We start from the raw sequence: 19,355 nt of genomic DNA, 5'->3' as shown, positions 1-19,355 counted from the left end.
CACTTAATTTATGCCCTGTATACTATAAGTATACGTAATAATTCAATTTTGTCAACACTTTTTTTTGATTTTTAGTGTTATTTTTTTAATAATTCGTAAATCTCTATACCCTCAATGAAGATATGAGCTGCTTTTAAGTCTTTACAATTTGTAAATATATTTTTTTGCAAAAGAGCCTTAATTTCATCGGAATCAAACTCTCGCTTTATATCTTCGACAAAAGCTAAAGGTAAATCGGCATACAAAATACCGTCTTTTACAAAGCATGATAACAGCTTAGATCCGGCCCGGATAAAAGAATAACAATGATGATTAACCGGCCCAAGCATTAATTCTTCAAAAAAAGCAGCTTCCGGTTCCGTTATATTTTGTAACGGGACATAGCGGATTTCGGTATCAATCTTACCGGTTATGGAATTCTTAAAAAAAAGCACATATCTATCATGTTTTTTATTAAAACTCGATGTAAAAAGCACAATAATTATTACCACAAGCAATAAAGAGGCTGTAATAATCTTTGTTTTTATGTAATTCATTACATACTCCAAAATCAATTAGTTTCAAAATTACTTATAAAAGCAGAGAGTCCATTATATATACCCAAGGAGCATTTTTTCAAGTAGTCAGGGGAATTTAAAAGTCTAACTTCCGTTTTATTGGTAATAAATCCCAATTCTATCAACACACTGGGCATCTTTACATTACGTACCACAAACCATTGATTTGCGCGGATACCTCTTTTAGGGCTTTTTTTTCCGATTTGGGCATCCAAACCGTCCAAAATATTTTGGGCCATTAAAATACTTTCCATTGTAAACTCTTCTTCCATCATCGAATTAAGTATGGAGTGAATTTCTTTCGGCACAGTTTTTTTATCTACTACCTCCCGCCTATACTCAGGAGGAAGATACCAGACCTCAAACCCGGAAGCTTTTGAGTTAAGGGAGGCATTTACATGGACTGAAACATAGAGGATGCTTTCATTTTTTTTTAATTTTACGGAATTTGCCATATTTACCCTTTCTTCAAGGGTCGGATAGACATCTTTATTTCTGGTTAAAAGAATCTTTTTGTTCGGGTAGGCTTTTTTGAGCATCTTATATAGGTTCAAACTAACCTTTAAGGCTATATCTTTTTCGTACAAGACAAACGTTTTTTTATTTTCGACATAGGAGCCGACACAGCCGGGATCTTTCCCTCCATGCCCCGGATCTATCAAGATAACCCCTACCCTGTACTTTGTTTCTTTTTGAGGTACGGCAAAAAATGTTTCAAGCTTTTTGTACATTTCACCGCTTATAAAGGTAAGGCCGTCTTTTTGATATGGAGGCGGAATAAAATCGGCTTTTTCGTTATCGAAGACTATAAGATTTTCACCTACCTTACAGCTAACTTCAGAGTTATTTTTCATAAAAATAAGTTCTTGAGAAAGCGGATCCCATGAGATATCAAGATCAAGTCTTCCAGCAGCGTCGGTAACCGAAACACCCGCAGAAAAAGCTCTCACATAGAGAAAAATCAAGAGAAAAACAGAAAAAAAAGCTCTTTTATTTGCCTTATTGCTCATTAAAATTAAATAGTGTCAAGACATGCAATGCCCGGGAGCACCTTTCCTTCAAGGAATTCTAGGGATGCTCCTCCGCCTGTGGAAACATGGCTCATCTTATCGGAAAGATTGAACTTGTTTACGGCAGCAACGGAGTCGCCTCCGCCTACAATGCTTAAAGCGCCTTTTTCGGTTGCTTCCGCCACAAGGCAGGCAGTTTTTTCGGTACCCTTTGCAAAGGCATCGAATTCAAAAACACCGACAGGGCCGTTCCATACAATGGACTTTGACTTCAAAACAATGTCTTTATAAAGAGCCAAGGTCTTAGGACCTACATCCATTCCCATAAGATTATCGGGAATATCGGTGTTATCGACTAAAACAGCTTCAGCATTTGGCGAAAAGGTTTCGGAACATACATGATCAACAGGAAGGATTATTTTTACCCCCCTCTTTTCGGCTGCATTCAAAAGATTTTTAGCTGTATCCATAAAATCTTCTTCAAACAAGGACTTACCGATTTTCTTTCCTTGAACCTTTAAGAAGGTATAGGCCATGCCTCCTCCTATTATTAAAAAAGATGCATTTTTTAAAAGGCTTTCCAAAACTGCTATTTTTGAAGAAACTTTTGCTCCGCCGATGATTGCAGTCATGGGCTTTGCAGGATTATTTAACATGGGTTCAAGATATTTGATTTCTTTTTCCATAAGAAAGCCTGCAACCCTTGTGTTGACAAAGTTCGAGATTTCGGCTGTAGAAGCATGAGAACGGTGAGCCGTGCCGAAAGCATCATTTACAAACACATCCCCGTAAAGGCTGAGTTCTTTTGCCAAGACTTGCTGTTCGGCCTTTTCCTTTGAAGTTTCTTCCTTATGGAAGCGGGTGTTTTCAAGCATTAAAATTCCGCCCTGAGGAAGGGACTTTACCCTTTCGAGCTGTTCCAAGCAGGAAGGAGCAAAATCAACCGGAAGCTTTAAAAGATCGGATAGGTATTCGGCTACGGGCTTCATCCTGTGTTTTCCGTTAATGTAGGAAGCCTCATCAAAGGTCTTTCCGTCTTTTTCGGCCTTTTCCTTGGCTTTTTTAGCATCCTTTGAAGGATCGCCCAAGTGACTCATTAAAACAAGGGATCTTACTCCTTGTTCAAGTATATATTTTATTGTGGGAAGGGCGGCCCTTATTCGGGTATCGTCCTGCACTACTCCGTCTTTCATAGGGACATTAAAGTCGACACGCATTATTATGCGTTTATCCCTTAAATTTACATCTTTTACTGTTTTAATCATATTAACTCCAAATAATTTTTTATGACCTTTAGTCGTTTTCTTTTTTGAATTCGATAAAATCTATTTCAACCCCGTTAGGATCTACAGCAGTTAAAATCTTTTTACCGTCTTTTACGGTTCTGGGAGGAGCCGTAATGCGTACGTTTTTAGATTTTAGGTACTTTTCAGCCTCGCTTATCTGATCTACCTGAACGGTAAGTGAAAGGCGGCTGCCGTTTTGGGGCTTAGGAACATCATGGCTGATAAGCTCCAAATTCATTCCGCTGTCAGGCTCCGTCAAAAAGGCAATCCTTTTGCCGGGAGCAGCCGACATCATATAATTAAAAGTAAATCCGAGCACTTTTTCATAAAACTCAAGTGATTTTTCCATTTCATCCGTGCGGATGGCTACACTGTTTAAAAACATTTGTATACCTCTTTAAAAAAAAGTATAACACAATCACTATCATAAGTCAATTAAAAGTTTTACATCTTGAAAAAAAAAGACTCATAGGCTAAAATGTTTTTTATGAAGATTACGGAAAAGATTTTAATTGTAGATTTCGGCGGTCAGTATAATCAGCTCATAGCAAGGCGGGTACGCGACCTGAATGTTTATTCGGATATTGTGGGAGCCTCAAAGGCCCTTGATTACATAAAAGAAAATAAGCCTATAGGTATTATTTTTACGGGCGGGCCCAACAGCGTTTATGAAGAAAATGCTCCCCTTCCTCCAAAAGAAATTTTTGAATTAGGTATTCCGATTTTAGGCATCTGCTACGGTATGCAGGCAATGGCCCATTGCCTCGGCGGCAAGGTCGAAAAAAGCTTAAAAAGAGAATTCGGTAAAACCCTAACTAAATTCGATACGGCTCTGCCGCTATTTAAAAACATCAAAGACAAATCTTCGGTTTGGATGAGCCATGTAGACTGTGTTTCCCGCCTCCCTGAGGGCTTTATCTCGGCAGCTCAAACGGCAAATACAAAAAATGCTGCCATGGCAAACAAGGAAAAAAAGCTTTACGGTATTCAATTCCATGCCGAGGTTGAACATTCCGAAGAAGGTCAAAATATAATCAAAAACTTTTTATACAATGTATGCGGGGCTAAGGGCGATTGGAACATGAAAAGCTTTTTGACAGAGGCAATAAAAAATGTACAAAATACGGTCGGTGACGGCAAGGTGCTTTTAGCCCTATCGGGAGGCGTAGATTCTTCGGTGCTTGCAGCCCTTTTAAACAAGGCCGTGGGAAAAAACCTTACCTGTATCTTTGTGGATCACGGTCTTATGCGCAAAAACGAGGGAGATGAGGTAGAGGCAGCCTTTAGGGACGCTCCGATGAACTTTATCCGCGTAAATGCAGAAAGCCGTTTTTTAGGAAAGCTAAAAGGCGTTTCGGATCCCGAAAAAAAACGCAAGATAATCGGCGAAGAGTTTATCCGCGTTTTTGAAGAAGAAGCCAAAAAAATAGGAACAGTGGACTTCCTTGCCCAAGGCACAATTTACGCCGATGTAGTTGAAAGCGGAGCCAAGGGCTCTGCCGTAATAAAAAGCCATCACAATGTCGGAGGTCTTCCCGATCACATAAGTTTTAAGTCATTGATTGAGCCCCTAAAAACCCTTTTTAAGGATGAAATAAGAAAGTTAGGAACGGAGCTCGGCCTCCCCGATTATCTCGTACATCGCCAGCCCTTCCCCGGTCCCGGCCTTGCCATAAGAATCATGGGCGAGATAACCGAAGAAAAGCTCGATATCCTGCGTGAAGCCGATGCAATCTGGCGAAGCGAACTTGAACGGGCAGACATCAAAAAAGATTTAAGCCAGTATTTTGCCGTGCTTACCTCCACAAAGACGGTCGGCGTTATGGGTGACTTTAGAACATACGACTATACACTCGCCTTACGCGCAGTAAAAACCTCGGACTTTATGACAGCCGACTGGGTACGCATCCCCTACGAGATACTGGACAAGGTTTCTTCCCGTATCATAAACGAGGTAAGGGGCATCAACAGAATAGTCTACGACATAACCTCAAAGCCGCCTGCTACAATAGAATGGGAGTGATTGAACTAATAGAGGAGGTTCATTATTCTAGCAATAAACCTAAAACAAAAATCAAGGATATTGATACCCTTTCTCTTGTTGCTTTTGCAGACGGCTGTTTACAGTCAAACAAACGGGGCAGCTGAAAGCAAATCCGTCATTGCTTTTCACACACATGTCAATTCCGATAAAACGGTCAAAAACCTGATAAAAGAACTGCCGGGCTTGCAGAAACGGGGAATCAACACGCTTTTTTTATCAATAGGTACCAATTATCAATGGAAATGCGATCCGAAACTCTACAACAAATACGGGCTTTCCGAATCTGCGGCACGCGAAATTGCGGCTGAATGCCGCAGGCTTTCCATCGACCTCATCCCCGAAATAAACTGCATAGGCCATCAGTCGTGGAAAGATCAAACTTTTAGACTGCTTAAAGCCTACCCGGAACTGGACGAAACACCCGGACTCTACCCCGGTAATAAGGGCATTTATTGCCGAAGCCTGTGCACTTCCAACGAAAAAGTCTACCAAATTTTATTCGCCCTGATCGACGAAATTACCGAAGTATTTTCGGTAAAAAAAATCCATGTCGGCTTGGACGAGGTGTTTTTGATAGGCGAAGATGCCTGTCCCCTTTGCCGAGGAAAAGACAAGGCCGAGCTTTTTGCAGGGGCAGTGAATAAACTCTATGATCACTGTGTCAAAAAAAAGGGATTTACAATGTATATGTGGGGTGACCGCCTCCTCGACTGTGATGATGAAGACAGCGGTTATAAGGGTGAATACGAAAGCTCATGTAACGGCACTGCTTCTGCTGTCGACCACATTCCTAATGACATCATCATTTGCGACTGGCACTACGATGCTCTGGAACGCTACGGCTCCATTCCATTTTTTTTAAACAAGGGGTTCCGAGTACTCCCTACCAGTTACAAAAACATTAAAGCGGTAAACGCTCTTATCGGCTATTCGCTTTTGTATAAGAATAACCCTGCTATGCTCGGGCACTTATACACGTCATGGGACAATATGACGAACAAAAACCTCGCGAGGTATAAGCCTATGGTAAAAACGATCGAAAAACTGATCAGCGGATTATCGAACAGAGAATCAGGAAAATAAGGATTTGTTCTAAACAAGATTTTGAAATAAACTATATTCTCCCCATTCTCGTCAGTTCTCCCCAAAAAAATACTTGACGAGAATAGGTTTCATTTTTTTCCTTCAGTCTTCCCGTCTTTCAGCTCCAAGCCTTTTTCAAATAGGAAGCTGATGTAGTAGTCTTCGATGGTATTTTTAGGGCCGGCGGCATTGAGGCGCTTACGGGCATCGGCATTGTTTCGGCGCTGAACATAAGAAGAGTAAAAATGACGCGGGTCGGAGTTATCAAAATCAAGCTGTTTGTTTAAGAGTTTTGACACATCGTCCCTTCCCATTGCCGGTATTTTACAACTTACCAGCTGATTTCGGACATAGAGAATGTCCTCATACGAAATGCCGAATAAAAACTCTTCCAGAGACTGTCCTACCGTTTTATTTGAAAGTTTTGCAAGCATAAAGCTTTGCCATGAGTCATCCAGTTTGGAAGAAAGCAAAAAAAGCTCGCTGGTGCCCATCATCGTACCGAATACGGGGGCGACTGTGTCACGGGCTGTCCAAACACGGGTTAAGACCGGAGCGAAAGAAGTGGTGTTTTGATCCAAACGGTGTTCCCAAAGATAGGTTAAAGCATTTGCAACCTTTTCTTGTTTTTGCTTATCCAAGATATTACTGTCCAAAATCGAAATATACACATCTTCGGACATAATAGTAAACATGATATTCATGGTAGCCGCTCTGAGCTCTTCTATTTCCTCTTCCGAAAAAGAGGAATTTGAAGCAACCTTGCTGAGAGCCGAAAAAATATGGAATTTGGCAACAAGAAAGCCTCGTCCCAATACAGCCTTTGTGGGCATTGAAAGCGTACGGGCATCGGAAGGAGTTTTACATAAAGTTTCTATGAGGGTTTCTTGGCTGCGTTTTTCGCCGGCAAGAACGCTCGTTTCATGAATGGAAGGAAACCGGGAAATAGCAGACGACATTCTTTCCAAGTCCATGAGCTTTTTTCCTATTTCTAAAACAGCAGCCTTATATTCACCGCTCAAACGTTCAAAAGCATGTTCGACCAAGGTTCTTTCGTGATCATTTAGAACAACGATATCTGTAGAGATTATAGTTCCGAATCCGGCATTATTTATTGTCATATTTTTTCGCAACTTCTCCAATATGCAATTTTATGGAAAGAACATTTTACTACATTCTGATGAATTTTTAAAGGGCTTTTTTATCTAAAAGCATAAAATTTTACTAAAAATAATCGGTACTCATTGACATAAATCCCCTTTACATGCAATATATTCACTCAAAAATGTTAGTTCGATACGGTCAAAATGCCGAAGGAAAGCAGGTTCGGCAGGCTTTAGTCTATACTAAGGACGAGCACCACATTGCCCCCGAAAAAATAGACCTTGAAGCCGTAAAAATTATACAGCGTTTAAATTCTCAAGGTTTTGAAGCCTACATAGTAGGAGGAGCAGTAAGGGATCTATTGATAGGCAATGTTCCAAAAGATTTTGATATTGCAACCTCGGCAGAACCTTCAAAAATACGGAAAATATTCCGGAATTCCAGAATTATAGGACGGCGGTTCAGGTTGGTTCATATATTTTTTGGAGAAAAGATATATGAAGTAAGCACCTTTAGATCTACCGAAGACGGAAGCATAGGAAATAAATTCGGTACAATTGACGAAGATGTACATAGACGAGACTTTACCCTAAATGCTCTTTATTATGACCCAATCCATGAGCTCGTAATCGATTATGTAGGCGGTGTTAAGGATATAAAATCGAAAAAAATACGACCTATTATTCCGCTTCAACTTATATTTTCGGAAGACCCTGTAAGAATGATACGTGCAATCAAGTATGCCGCAATGACGGATTCGAGCATTCCGTTTTTTGTTCAACTTCAAATACGTAAAAATGCCCATCTTTTGGAATTTGTTTCCCCCTCCAGAATAACGGAAGAAATAAACAAGATTATTTTTAGCGGGCACTCAAGCGATATCATAAAAAAACTTTTAGACTTTAAACTCTATGTTTACATACAGCCGGGAGCCTGTGCCTTTATAGATTCTTCTTCCAAATTCAAAAAGATGTATTTAGAAAATCTAGCCCTTTTGGATAAGGAAGTCGATGCTAAACCTCAAATAAAACAGGGAGAATGCTTAAAATCCTTATTAAAAGATTATACAAGGCTGATTGCAGATCCTGAAGGCCTTCCTCAAGAGGTCTACACTTATGTGTATAAAGAATGCAGGCATTTTATTCTTCCGATGAATCCGCAAAGAAAAGAGTTGGAGTTTGCAGTAAAGAGTATTTTAAATGATTTGGGAATTAAGGTATCAATGGAAAGAACTCAAGCCCGCCCAGCAAAACTCGGTAAACAGGTTAAGCATGTCCGCCGAAAGAAAAAGGTCAAGAAACAAGAAACACAAAAAGATACGGATTAAATAAACCCGTATCTTTCATATCCAAGAAAACTACAAAAGACTTAAGCTCTAATAAGCCTGTGAGTTATGGGGAGCGGATTTTTGAGTGTGTCGTTTACCGGACAATTATTGTCAACCAAGGTCATAAACTTTTCAAGTTCCTCATCGGAAGCATCCGACTTAATATGATATATCGTTTCAATCTCGGAAAGACCTACCTTCCCTGAGCCGAAAGAACCAATACATTCTACAGCCAAATAATCCAATTTTAGACCTTTTTTCTTTGCAAGCATCTTTGAAATAACGCACTTACAAGCTCCAAGGCCGCTCAAAAGAACTTCGATCGGGTTCATACCCAAATCGGTTCCGCCGAAGCTGACCGGTTCGTCAACAATAATCTTCTTACCGGATGCCTCGCATTCAACTTTAAAACCTTCGCCCAAATCGATTTCGGCCTTTGCCTTAAATTCATTTGCCATAATAAACCTCCAAATTTATTTATTTTTAACGGATATTTTAAGATTCTTTTTAATTTGAGAAGCAAGTTTTTGAATTTCGTCTAACCTATTCTGCTGCTTCAACTCCAAGCTTATATAATACAGCTTATCAAGTTTTTCCTTATCGGATTTTTTTATATCTCCCATAAAAATAGTTTCATCATAACAAGTATACTGATCTTGGTTATAAGGTTTTGCATTATAAGGAGCTGCCTGATCTATTTTTTGCTGCCATGCTTCAAGGAAATCTTGGGGAGCATTTTTGGGAGGTCTTAGGGTTTTTGCAAAACGTATATATGTATAATCATCACTTCGAGAATTTGAATACATATTAACTGCACATATATCAAAGGCAGGTTTGTTGTCTTTTACAAAAAAGCCCAAGGAAAGATCCATGTTTGTGTCTTTATCTGCAGCAAAATCTTTTTGAGAAATTACAAAGTCATAGTCACCGGCCTTTATAGCCGTATTCTTGGAATCAAAATTAAATTTCATCGAAGAGAATATAGGATCTATGGGATAAGTTTTTGGAGGCAGATTTAAAAATTCTTTCCATTCGCCGAAGGTTCCGGAATAAGATGGAAGGATATAATCCGATAAAAATGCATAATCATAATTATGACCGTTTCTGATCGAAGAAATGGAATCGATCCTTGTTATAACAAAGATGCCTCCCGGAACAGGAAGAGCAAAGGATATTACCTCAGAATCGGCAAATGGAAGCTCCCAATAATTTACCAGCCATTTTCTTCCGTAAATGTCAACATGACTTTCACTTCGTGAGGGCTCTCCATAAGAAGATATTGCAATTTTTTCTCCTGCTATATATCTATACATTCTGGATGCAGTTAAAATATAATCCATATATAGTTTTGGAGATGTTATAAGAGTTTTTTGATCAATGTCATTAGGCTTTTTTACAATTGCCATAACAGAACCAAGCATCTTACCGTAAATTACATTTCCGTTTTGAGGCAGCTTATATTCTTTTATATCATTAGGCAAAAAAAGATCCCATCTTTTATTTTCTTCTCTTGCTAAGATGAGAGAAAAACTCGGATTCCAAGAGTCATACAAAAGTTCTGTAGAGCCTTCTCCTTTAATAAAATTCTCACTACCCAAAAAATCATATTTTTTCTTTAAATCCTTAATTATATCCAAGGTGAAATTTTTGTAATCAAGGATAATAGACTTACGAAGCTCAGTCAGTTTTTTTGGAAGCTTTTGTTCATTTCGATATTCATAAAAAGCTCTTTCTTCAAGAATATGCGGCAGGTTATAAAAAATGGGAAGATATACCGTACCGATATTTTTTGCAATATTCTTTGTCTCGGCAAAGGGAAGTGCATAGTTTAAATTTTCGTTTTCGCTTTTCATGGTAATAATACCCAAGACCATTCCGTCGGGTGAAATAAGAGGTCCTCCGGAATTGCCGGGACTTGCTGCTGCCGAAAACCTAAGCCACTTCCATTCTCCGTTTCTTTCCTCAAAGGTTTGACTTGTAAGAAGTCCGTTACGGATAATAATACCTTCTCCTAAAGCATTGCCTACGGAAAAGGTCGGAGTATTTAAATTAAACTCATTTAAAACCGAAAGCCCTTCGCCCTTTACATGCTTATAATTTTCTGCCTCAAACACTATAAAATCCCTTTCTACAGAGTAGCTTAAAACCGATCCTACCTTATAGATTGCACCGGAGACGGCACGGAGATAATAGTCGTTATAAAAACTTTCTTCATAAAGATTAAAAACATGGGCGGCCGAGTAAAATTTACCGTCATCCATTAAAAAAGCGGTTCCGATAGGAATGTATTTGTCGTTTCGTATTGCAAAGGGAATCCTGTCCATAGGAAGTTTTTTTTCATATTCCACCTTCCCCTCTTCAGGTTTTAAAACAACAACTTCAAATACGGCTCCATTTATTTTGTTGAGAACTTCAGGACTTAAAACAGCCTGAGCTCCCAAAATTTGAAAAAGTACCGCAAAAAATAAAACCATAAAAATGTGCTTAAATTTCATCATAACTCCTAATGTTTAATTACTATAGTTGTCAAAACCATCGGCTCAGAGCCGGTGTTCTCAAGGCTGTGAAGCTGGTTATCCTCGGTGATTACTACATCTCCCGGGCCTACTTCCTGCTTTTCACCCATATCGGTAACAAGTCCGGTACCTTCATGTATAATGTAGATTTCGGTTTCACCTGTATGAACATGTTCTCCTATACTTGCTCCAACCGGCACAGTCATTTCGGAAAACATACGGCAGTTTTCGACAGTTCTGACACTTAAAAATTCTATTACGCTTATTTCGCCCTTTCCGCCGCGTAAATTAGGTTTCAGCTTTTTAGGCACTTCATTTTTGTTTATTATCATATAATTACCTCCAATCAAGACTCTTAGTCCAAAAGTTTTTCGATATCTTTTTTTAACTCTTCAGGAGCAACAGTCGGTGCATAGGCAGTAACTCTTTCTCCTGTTTTGTCTACTAAGAATTTGGCAAAATTCCATTTGATATCTTCGCTGTTTGAAGCTTTTTTTAAAAAAGAAAAAAGAGGTTCGGTATTTTCACCGTTTACTTCAATTTTTGCCATTATGGGGAAAGAAACCCCGTACTTGCTTTGAGCAAAATTTCTTATTTCTTCGTTTGTTCCGGGATCTTGGCCTCCGAACTGATTACAGGGAAAGGCCGCAACAAGGAAGTTCTTATCCTTGTATTCTTTGTATAAGGCTTCCAAACCTTGGAAGTGAGGGGTAAGGCCTCACTCGCAAGCCGTGTTCACTATTAAAATGACATGATCTTTATAATCTTTAAAAGAAAAGTCATTTCCTAAGCTGTCTTTAACAGTGTAGTTATAAATTCCCATTAGATTTCTCCTTAAAAAATTATAGAAAAAAGCTATTTTAGCCGCTAAAATTATACAAAAGACCGTAAATAAATTCAATAGTTGGAAATTTAATAATTTTTTTTAAAAATTTCGTTTAATGTTTTTGCAATTTTTAATCCCAAATCTTCATTAAATTTCGTTTCCCTGCGGTCATAGGTGAATATGCCGTTTATTTCATCTTCTACATCGCTTACCTGAGTATAGATTGAAGCGCTCAAGCCCTTTTCTACAGCAGGGAAAACATCCTTTGAATAAAGCCTCCATACGGCCTCATTCAATTCTTTTTTTGTTTTGAACATTTTATAGCCGAATAAAATATCGGAGCTCATGCGCCCTTGAAAAGGCAAACTGAAACCTCCGAATTCAGTAAGGGCGAGTACCCTGCCCCGCTTGTCTTTTTTAGGCCTAAAAGCCTTGTAATAAATATGGTAGCTGTGAAAATCGCCCGCGCCCTGATCAAAGTAACCGCTTGCATGGTCAATTAAACGCCTTGCATCCTTTTTGCGTACAAAGGAAGCTGTAGATGCGGCATCAAACTGCCCCCAGCCCTCGTTAAAGGGAACCCAAACTGCAAGAGAAGTTACACTGTACAATAAATCGATGGTACGTTCCGCATCGCGCATAAAAATTTTACGGCCCGTTTCGCTTTTTCTTCCGTGAAGAGCATAACGGCTTTTTCCGTCCTTAAACTTAAAGCCGAGCCAGGGAGCGTATTTTACGAAGAGGTCTTTATAAGGGCCTCCTCCGCTTACAAAGTCCTGCCATACAAGCATACCGATTTTATCGCAGTGATAATACCAGCGAAGAGGTTCTATTTTTATGTGTTTCCTTAGCATATTAAAGCCCATGTTTTTAAGCGTTTTAATTTCCCATATTATTGCCTCATCGGAAGGTGCGGTGTACATACCGTCGCTCCAATAGCCTTGATCCAAAAGGCCGTGATGAAAAATCGGCTTTCCGTTTAAACTTAAAACAGGCCCCGCTTTACTATATAGAATCCCGAATTCCCTCATACCGAAATAAGAGCGGATACAGTCTTTTCCCGCTTTGATTTCAATGTCATATAAAAAAGGACTTTCGGGGCTCCAGCTTTTAAAGTCTTCAGGCATCTTTAAAAGTGCGCGGTTATTTTGAAAGTTTCCTGTTACAATCGTTTTTTTCCCGTCAAAGATTGTAACCAAAGCATTGCAGGTCAAAGAAGCATTGTCTGTAAGAGAAGAATTGGAGCCAAGAGGGACGGCCCCGCCTCCGCCAATAAAAAGCTCAAGCTCAACCTCGGCTTCTTTAAAGCGCGGGGTGATTTTTATATCCTCGATGTAGGAGGCGGGAACTCTTTCGCACCATACCGTCTGCCAAATACCGCTTTGTCCCGTGTACCAAATCTCTCCGCGGTTTAAGGTTTGCTTCCCGTAGGCTTCATCCCCTGAATCCGTATCATCCGTAACGGAAACTATAATTTCGCTTTTACCGTCTTTTAAAAAGTCGCTTATATCGAAATAAAAGGGCCAGTAACCGCCCGAATGGGAGCCTGCCTTTTTGCCGTTTATGTATACGGAACAATGCTGATCGACCGCCCCGAAATGCAATAAAAGCCTTTCGCCCTCCTTACATTTTTCAAAGGCAAAGACTCTGCGGTACCACAGCGTTTGTCCGGGAAGAAGCTGTTTTTTGACACCCGACAAAAGGCTTTCAGGCGAAAAGGGAACGATTATTGTTCCGTCCCATGTTTCGGGAATATTTTCGTTTTCCGATAGTGCATAAGTTTCCGTTATTACGGAGCTTTCAGTGATTGCATAGTCCCAGGGGCCGTTTAAGCACTGCCAGTTTTCCCTTACAAGCTGAGGGCGCGGATATTCGTTTAGGGGGCAGTCAGGGTTTAAGTTTTCGCCCCAGGGAGTTAAAAGCTGTTTTACTGGTTTATTTTTTCTCATAGAATTTATACTCTAAAATAAGGGAGATGTATTGTCAAGCTATAGACCGGACAAATTTCTTTATTGTTAGTTTTCAATTTCTACTAGACATCGGCCTAAATAAATGCTATCATCACGGGTTCTATGATGAAAAAAAACGATAATTATGCCATTTTAGGAGTTTCACCGAAAGCCTCGGCAGCCGAAATAAAGACGGCTTTTAGAAAAAAAGCTAAGCTTCACCATCCGGACTTAACTCAAAATAAAACTAAAGAAGAAAAGGAAAAATCCGAATCGGCTATGAGGCTTCTTTTAAATGCCTATCAAAGTCTTTTAAAAGAAAAAACTGCTGATGAAAACCCATTTGATTATTTCAATTTTTTTTCAAAGAAAAATGCGGCGGAAAGCTTTGACTACAGGCTTTGGCTTTTAAAAAAAACGGATTACGAAAGCCGGGCTAAACTCATCTTTTTTGATCTTTTCCACGGATTGGAACAGTCTGCCGTAGAAGAATACAATAAAAGAAGAAGCGAGGCAGGAGGCTTTTATCTTTCAAAGTATTTTAATAAAGAAGATTTTATGGACTGCGGCTTTGTCCTTGCAGAAGAACTTTATTTCCGCGGAGAATACTACGAATCTTTTTTGCTTTTGGAAGAAATCTTTTATATGGAAAAAGAAAAGCCTTATTTTAAACATTTTTTTCCTGAGGTTACCGGCTTGATAAAATCCATAATAAGCGATAAACTGCATAGGTATACCGAAGACGAGCTTGCCTTAGACTGTTATGAAGCTGCTCTGGAACTAGGCTTTAAAAAGATAGATAAAGCTAACATCCTTAAGCGTATGTCCGAAATATATTATAGGTTTGGAGACACATACAGAGCCTCTCAATGTTTAAATGAGGCAATGCTGCTCAGCCCCAAATTAAGGGGCGTTAAAATTATTCAAAATCAATTGGAGAATCGCTATGATTATAATTAAAACGGAAGAACAAATTAACGGCATCAGAAAGTCCTGTAAGGCCCTTGCCAAACTTTTCGAAGAATTAAAACCGGTAATAAAACCCGGTATGAGTACAAAAGAGCTTGATGATTTTTGTGTCAACTATATAAAAAAAATCGGCGGTGTTCCTGCCTGGTATTCTGAAGGTTTTCCGGGAGCAGCCTGTATTTCGATAAATGAAGAGGTAATTCACGGTCTTCCGGGAAAAAGAATAGTAAAAGACGGCGACCTTGTTTCGATGGATATAGGAATCGACCTTGGAGGCTACATAAGCGATGCCTGCGTAACCTATCCTGTCGGAAATGTTTCAAAGGAAAACCTCAAACTTTTGGAAGTTACTACTCAGTGCCTTTACGCAGGAATCGAAGCATGCAAGGCAGGTAAAAGAGTTTCAGATATTTCGAAGGCTGTCTTTAATCTGGCAAGAGCCCATAATTACGGGGTGGTTTATGACTATTGCGGACACGGAGTAGGCCTCGGCGTACACGAAGATCCGAGTATTCCGAACGTGATTGAAAGAATGAGGCCGAATCCCCGCCTTAGAGCCGGAATGGTGGTCGCAATAGAGCCCATGATTAACATGGGAACAGCCGATGTCGAAGTAAAAAAAGACGGATGGACTGTAGTAACGGCCGATAGGTCAGTTTCATGCCACATGGAACATACCGTTGCAATCTTTGAAGACCACACGGAAATTTTGTCTCAGTTATAAAAAACATTTTTATAGGGGTTATAATGAATTCGATTATTTCATGGAATGTAAACGGCATTAGGGCTGTAGAAAAAAAAGGCTTTTTGGATTGGCTAAATACCGAAAACCCGGATGTACTTTGCGTACAGGAAACAAAGGCAGCAAAGCCTCAACTCAGCAAGGAGCTTACGGAACCGGATCTCCCGAACGGAAAATATTTTGCCTATTGGGCTTCTGCAAAGAAGGCAGGCTATTCGGGAACTGCCATTTTTACAAAAAAAGAACCCTTGCAGGTAAGAACCATGGGTTTAAAGGAATTTGATGATGAAGGAAGGGTCTTGGTAGCCGACTTTGACAAGATTTCTATTATTTCGGCTTATTTTCCCAACTCGCAGGACGGAGGAGCCCGCCTAGGCTATAAGCTTGACTTTTGTGCAGCCATCCTCGAATTCTGCGATTCAATTCAAAAAAAAGGAAACAACGTAATCCTTTGCGGCGACTACAACATAGCCCATAAGCCGATAGACCTTGCAAACCCCAAGAGCAACGAAAAAAATCCGGGCTACCTTCCCGAAGAAAGGGCCTGGATGGATGAGTTTACCTCATCAGGTTATTCGGACACCTTTAGACATTTTTGCCAAGAACCTGCAAAATATACATGGTGGAGCTACCGCTTTAGAGCCAGAGAGAAAAATATAGGCTGGCGTATAGATTACCATTGTGTAAACGATTCTTTTTTGCCTAAGATAAAGGATTCTATTATTTTGGACGGAGTAATGGGCTCGGATCACTGCCCCGTCAAATTGATATATTAACTAATCTATTTAAACAAGGCAATTTATTGGAAAAAGATTTGAAAAAACTATTGACATAATTTGGAAAAACTGATAATATCGCCTGTGTTACGCCGTTGTAGCTCAGTCGGTAGAGCAAAGGACTGAAAATCCTTGTGTCGACAGTTCGATTCTGTCCGACGGCACTTAAAGGGATATAAGATTTTCTTATATCCCTTTTTTTATTCGTACGGAGGGTTTAATACCCCGATGCTATGCGTCGGGGTATGTTGATTAAAAATTATCATAAATTTTGTCTTTTTTTGCATATTTTAAGTAAAAAATTTAAGTTTTTTTTATATACACCCGATAATGTAATTAACGGTCGGGGTTACAGACGGCATTATTTTGACATCCGGATGCCGTTTTTTATAACCGATAATGATACGTTTTGAATCTTATTTCAAGGACGTTTAATTTAGAGATTGGCAAAGGTGCCAATCTCTTTTTTTTTAAAATCGGATACCTTGTCTTTTTTATATGTAAATGTTATAATAGGATCACGGAAATTTACAATAAGGAGTATGCAAATGGCTTATAAAATTTCTAACGAATGCACGAACTGTGCCGCGTGCGAAAGTGAATGCCCCGTAAACGCTATCAGCGAAGCCGGCGGCAAACATGTGATTGATGCAGATACATGCATCAGCTGTGGTGCTTGCGCAGGTGTTTGTCCTGTTGAAGCAATCTCAGAGGAATAATCCGGCTAAAATTTTTAGGCGGGTTAAACCTTAATCACGAGTCCGGAGGGTTGTATGAGTTTTGGAAAAATTATTAAGGGATACGGATCCGTTTTTTTCGGCCTGTTGACCTTTTCGGCCATTGCCGGAGTGTGCGTACTTGCAGGTATTGCGGTAGCCTACCCCTTGTGGCTCTTAGCTACGGTAAATGTAAGCTTATACACAATAATTTCCATAAGTATCTTTGTATGCGCAATTCTTTACCTTTTGGTAAAGATGGCAATCAAAGCATATAAAAAAAGCCCTCGCGGACTCATCATTTCAATCTTAAAAAAAATAACCGTAATAGGCGGTCTTATCTTATGTGTCAACTTAGTTTTGAACTTTAATAAGATACCGGCTCTAATTGTACTTGTTTTAATTTTTGTTATCTACGGGTTTTTAGCCTTCGGAATAGACCAGTCAAAAAATAACGGTAATGAAGGCTTTTAAATTTCTATTTCTATTATTTTTTTTCTCGGCCTCGGTATTAAAGGCCCAAATACCCTATCCTCAGATAGAAAAATTAAATATTGATGACTATATCTTTGTTCAATACAGCGATGATGTGGCAGAGGCCCGTAAGGCCTTAGCCGCAGCAAAAACAGGAAATGAACTTCCTATCAGATTTTATACATACAAGGCCAACAGTGAAGACACCATAATAAAAATTGCAGCCCGGTGCTCTATTCCCTATGATGCAATTGTAACATTAAATAGAATTGAGTCCGTTCAAACGGATATTGCAGGGCGGATTCTCATTCTTCCGACATTACCTGCTGTTTATCTTCCCGAAAAAGCCCTTTCGAGTATCGAAAAACTTATTCAAGCTCTTTTTAAAAAGTATAAGGCCGAACCTCTAAAAATAAAAATATACGGCCCTGAAGAAAAACGGGAGATATTTTGCTTCCCGGGAGAAATTTTTGACGGAACCGTAAGGGCCTTTTTCTTTATGCCCTTCTACCGTTTTCCTCTTAAAGAGGCAGTTATGACTTCAGGCTTCGGTAAAAGGCAGGATCCCTTTACAGGCAAAACAAATTACCATCCCGGAATAGACCTTGCAGCTCCCACAGGAAGCCCGGTTATGGCCTGTGCTGCAGGCAGGATAAAGGAAATATCTTACAGCGCCGTTTATGGAAACTACATCATTTTAGCCCACACAGACGGAAGAGCGAGCCTATACGGTCATTTAAGCAAGGTCTATGCGAGCTTGAATGAAACAGTAAAATCGGGTACAATTATCGGCGCTGTGGGTTCTACCGGAATGTCAACAGGACCTCATCTTCATTTTGAAATACATGAGCAAGGTATACCCAAAAATCCTGCCAATTTTGTAAACGACAAAAAATAAGAGGTTATACATGAAAAAAACTAAATTGTTAACTGATGATTATAAAGAAGAATTTGACAAACTTGTATCTCATCCAATTCAATCATGGATTTGGGGTGACTTTAAAAAAAGTATGGGAGCCATTCCTGAAAGAATAGGTTTTTTTGAAGACGGAAAATTAAAAAGCGGAATTCAGATTATTTTTTCTAAAATACCCAAAACTAATTATACGGTCGGCATAGCCTCAAAAACCCTAATGCCGGAACAAGAACACATCGAAGCCTTAAAAGAAGCGGCAAAAAAACATAGAGCTGTCTTTATAAAAATAGAGCCGGATCTCTTTAAGCCCGTACAAAAAGACAGATCTTTAAAAGAAGCTTCTAATGAGGCAGATCCTTTAGAAACTCTTATCGAAGAAAAGAAAGAATTCTTATTTAAAAACGGAGCAAAAAACGGAAAGCCTTTTTTTGAAAGATATAATTTTCTTTTAAATATCGAAAAAACGGAAGAAGAGCTTTTAGCCTCTTTTCATTCCAAAACAAGGTATAATATCCGTCTTGCCGAAAAAAAAGGGGTTACCATAATCGATGAGAGCACCGAAGAAGGCATGGAAGATTATATAAAGCTGATGGAAGAAACCACAAAAAGACAAGGCTTTTTTAATCATAACGGGGAATATTTTAGGCGGATGTTCAAAGCTTTCCCAAAGGATACCCTTAGAATATTTGAAGCCGTCTATAATGAAGAAGTCTTAACTGCATGGATCCTTTTTAAATTTAACGGAAAACTTTACTATCCGTACGGAGCCTCAAGCAATAATCATAGGGAATTGATGCCCAATAACCTCATAATGTGGGAAGCAATTAAATACGGAAAAAATTTAAATTGTTCTATTTTTGATCTTTGGGGCTGCTTAGGGCCTAATCCGGATACCGAAAATTCATGGTACGGCTTTCATAAATTTAAGGCAGGATATAATCCGCAATTGGTAGAATATATAGGAACCTTCGACTTTGTTTATAAACCTCTTATGTACAAGTTGTTTAATATTGCAGATAAAATCAGATGGATTATTTTAAAAAATAAGAAAAGATAGCTT

20 protein-coding genes and 1 tRNA gene are annotated in these 19,355 nt (G+C 39.3%); 11 read left to right on the top strand and 10 right to left on the bottom strand.

All coding sequences use genetic code 11. The features are described 5' to 3' along the window. Positions 1 to 77: 77 nt before the first annotated feature. Genes E4O07_RS04955 through E4O07_RS04940 form a run of 4 tightly spaced genes read right to left on the bottom strand, consistent with a single transcriptional unit; the run spans position 78 to position 3,238 of the window. Positions 78 to 536, bottom strand: a complete 459-nt coding sequence (locus tag E4O07_RS04955; RefSeq protein WP_253687694.1) for a GerMN domain-containing protein — start codon at positions 534 to 536, stop codon at positions 78 to 80. A gap of 14 nt (positions 537 to 550) precedes the next feature. Beyond that, positions 551 to 1,567, bottom strand: coding sequence for an N-acetylmuramoyl-L-alanine amidase (locus E4O07_RS04950; RefSeq protein ID WP_253687693.1), 1,017 nt, complete (start codon positions 1,565 to 1,567; stop codon positions 551 to 553). A 5-nt stretch (positions 1,568 to 1,572) separates the two neighbouring features. Then, on the bottom strand, positions 1,573 to 2,832 hold the full coding sequence (pgk, locus tag E4O07_RS04945; protein ID WP_253687692.1) for a phosphoglycerate kinase: 1,260 nt from the start codon (positions 2,830 to 2,832) through the stop codon (positions 1,573 to 1,575). Between the two features lie 28 nt (positions 2,833 to 2,860). After that, entirely contained in the window at positions 2,861 to 3,238 is a 378-nt protein-coding gene (locus E4O07_RS04940; protein WP_253687691.1) for a VOC family protein, read from the bottom strand. Positions 3,239 to 3,331: 93 nt separating this feature from the next. Between E4O07_RS04940 and guaA the strand changes: the two genes are divergently transcribed. Next, complete coding sequence (gene guaA, locus E4O07_RS04935) at positions 3,332 to 4,876, top strand: glutamine-hydrolyzing GMP synthase (RefSeq protein ID WP_371921953.1); 1,545 nt, start codon at positions 3,332 to 3,334, stop codon at positions 4,874 to 4,876. A gap of 24 nt (positions 4,877 to 4,900) precedes the next feature. Further along, entirely contained in the window at positions 4,901 to 5,980 is a 1,080-nt protein-coding gene (locus E4O07_RS04930) for a family 20 glycosylhydrolase (protein WP_371921963.1), read from the top strand. A gap of 89 nt (positions 5,981 to 6,069) precedes the next feature. On the opposite strand, the gene E4O07_RS04925 is transcribed toward E4O07_RS04930, so the two are convergent. Next, complete coding sequence (locus E4O07_RS04925; RefSeq protein ID WP_253687688.1) at positions 6,070 to 7,101, bottom strand: hypothetical protein; 1,032 nt, start codon at positions 7,099 to 7,101, stop codon at positions 6,070 to 6,072. Between the two features lie 164 nt (positions 7,102 to 7,265). Between E4O07_RS04925 and pcnB the strand changes: the two genes are divergently transcribed. Next, positions 7,266 to 8,411: a polynucleotide adenylyltransferase PcnB gene (gene pcnB / locus E4O07_RS04920; RefSeq protein WP_253687687.1), complete on the top strand. Its 1,146-nt coding sequence runs from the start codon at positions 7,266 to 7,268 to the stop codon at positions 8,409 to 8,411. Positions 8,412 to 8,452: 41 nt separating this feature from the next. Here the strand turns inward: pcnB and E4O07_RS04915 are convergent, their stop codons facing one another. The 5 genes from E4O07_RS04915 to E4O07_RS04895 all read right to left on the bottom strand — a co-directional run bounded on the left by E4O07_RS04915 (position 8,453) and on the right by E4O07_RS04895 (position 13,702). Next, positions 8,453 to 8,869, bottom strand: coding sequence for an OsmC family protein (locus E4O07_RS04915; protein ID WP_253687686.1), 417 nt, complete (start codon positions 8,867 to 8,869; stop codon positions 8,453 to 8,455). 15 nt (positions 8,870 to 8,884) lie between these two features. Further along, positions 8,885 to 10,909, bottom strand: coding sequence for a S1 family peptidase (locus E4O07_RS04910; RefSeq protein ID WP_253687685.1), 2,025 nt, complete (start codon positions 10,907 to 10,909; stop codon positions 8,885 to 8,887). A 5-nt stretch (positions 10,910 to 10,914) separates the two neighbouring features. Beyond that, positions 10,915 to 11,259, bottom strand: a complete 345-nt coding sequence (locus E4O07_RS04905) for a cupin domain-containing protein (RefSeq protein ID WP_253687684.1) — start codon at positions 11,257 to 11,259, stop codon at positions 10,915 to 10,917. Positions 11,260 to 11,282: 23 nt separating this feature from the next. Continuing rightward, complete coding sequence (locus E4O07_RS04900) at positions 11,283 to 11,750, bottom strand: glutathione peroxidase (RefSeq protein ID WP_253687683.1); 468 nt, start codon at positions 11,748 to 11,750, stop codon at positions 11,283 to 11,285. Between the two features lie 89 nt (positions 11,751 to 11,839). Next, on the bottom strand, positions 11,840 to 13,702 hold the full coding sequence (locus tag E4O07_RS04895; protein WP_253687682.1) for a glycoside hydrolase family 2 protein: 1,863 nt from the start codon (positions 13,700 to 13,702) through the stop codon (positions 11,840 to 11,842). Positions 13,703 to 13,825: 123 nt separating this feature from the next. Here E4O07_RS04895 and E4O07_RS04890 point away from each other — a divergent pair, with 123 nt between their 5' ends. The 8 genes from E4O07_RS04890 (at position 13,826) to E4O07_RS04855 (ending at position 19,352) form a co-directional block, all read left to right on the top strand. After that, a complete protein-coding gene (locus E4O07_RS04890; protein ID WP_253687681.1) occupies positions 13,826 to 14,662 on the top strand; it encodes a DnaJ domain-containing protein in 837 nt (278 codons plus the stop codon). Continuing rightward, complete coding sequence (gene map, locus E4O07_RS04885; protein ID WP_253687680.1) at positions 14,649 to 15,395, top strand: type I methionyl aminopeptidase; 747 nt, start codon at positions 14,649 to 14,651, stop codon at positions 15,393 to 15,395. The genes E4O07_RS04890 and map overlap by 14 nt, the downstream gene beginning before the upstream one ends. A gap of 23 nt (positions 15,396 to 15,418) precedes the next feature. Continuing rightward, a complete protein-coding gene (locus tag E4O07_RS04880; protein WP_253687679.1) occupies positions 15,419 to 16,189 on the top strand; it encodes an exodeoxyribonuclease III in 771 nt (256 codons plus the stop codon). A 91-nt stretch (positions 16,190 to 16,280) separates the two neighbouring features. Further along, positions 16,281 to 16,353: transfer RNA gene (locus E4O07_RS04875), tRNA-Phe, on the top strand. A gap of 384 nt (positions 16,354 to 16,737) precedes the next feature. Continuing rightward, a complete protein-coding gene (locus tag E4O07_RS04870) occupies positions 16,738 to 16,908 on the top strand; it encodes a DUF362 domain-containing protein (protein WP_002670897.1) in 171 nt (56 codons plus the stop codon). Between the two features lie 54 nt (positions 16,909 to 16,962). Beyond that, positions 16,963 to 17,379, top strand: coding sequence for a hypothetical protein (locus E4O07_RS04865; protein WP_253687678.1), 417 nt, complete (start codon positions 16,963 to 16,965; stop codon positions 17,377 to 17,379). Then, entirely contained in the window at positions 17,366 to 18,277 is a 912-nt protein-coding gene (locus tag E4O07_RS04860; RefSeq protein ID WP_253687677.1) for a LysM peptidoglycan-binding domain-containing M23 family metallopeptidase, read from the top strand. Before E4O07_RS04865 ends, E4O07_RS04860 begins: the two co-directional genes overlap by 14 nt. A 10-nt stretch (positions 18,278 to 18,287) precedes the next feature. Beyond that, the gene (locus E4O07_RS04855; RefSeq protein WP_253687676.1) at positions 18,288 to 19,352 is read left to right on the top strand and encodes a lipid II:glycine glycyltransferase FemX; all 1,065 of its coding nucleotides are present in this window, start codon (positions 18,288 to 18,290) and stop codon (positions 19,350 to 19,352) included. Positions 19,353 to 19,355: the final 3 nt, after the last annotated feature.

The sequence above is a fragment of the Treponema sp. OMZ 798 genome (assembly GCF_024181385.1).
Classification (GTDB): Bacteria; Spirochaetota; Spirochaetia; order Treponematales; family Treponemataceae; genus Treponema_B.
The sequence above is the reverse complement of the archived record's forward strand: the minus strand, read 5'-3'. Positions and strand labels throughout refer to the sequence as shown.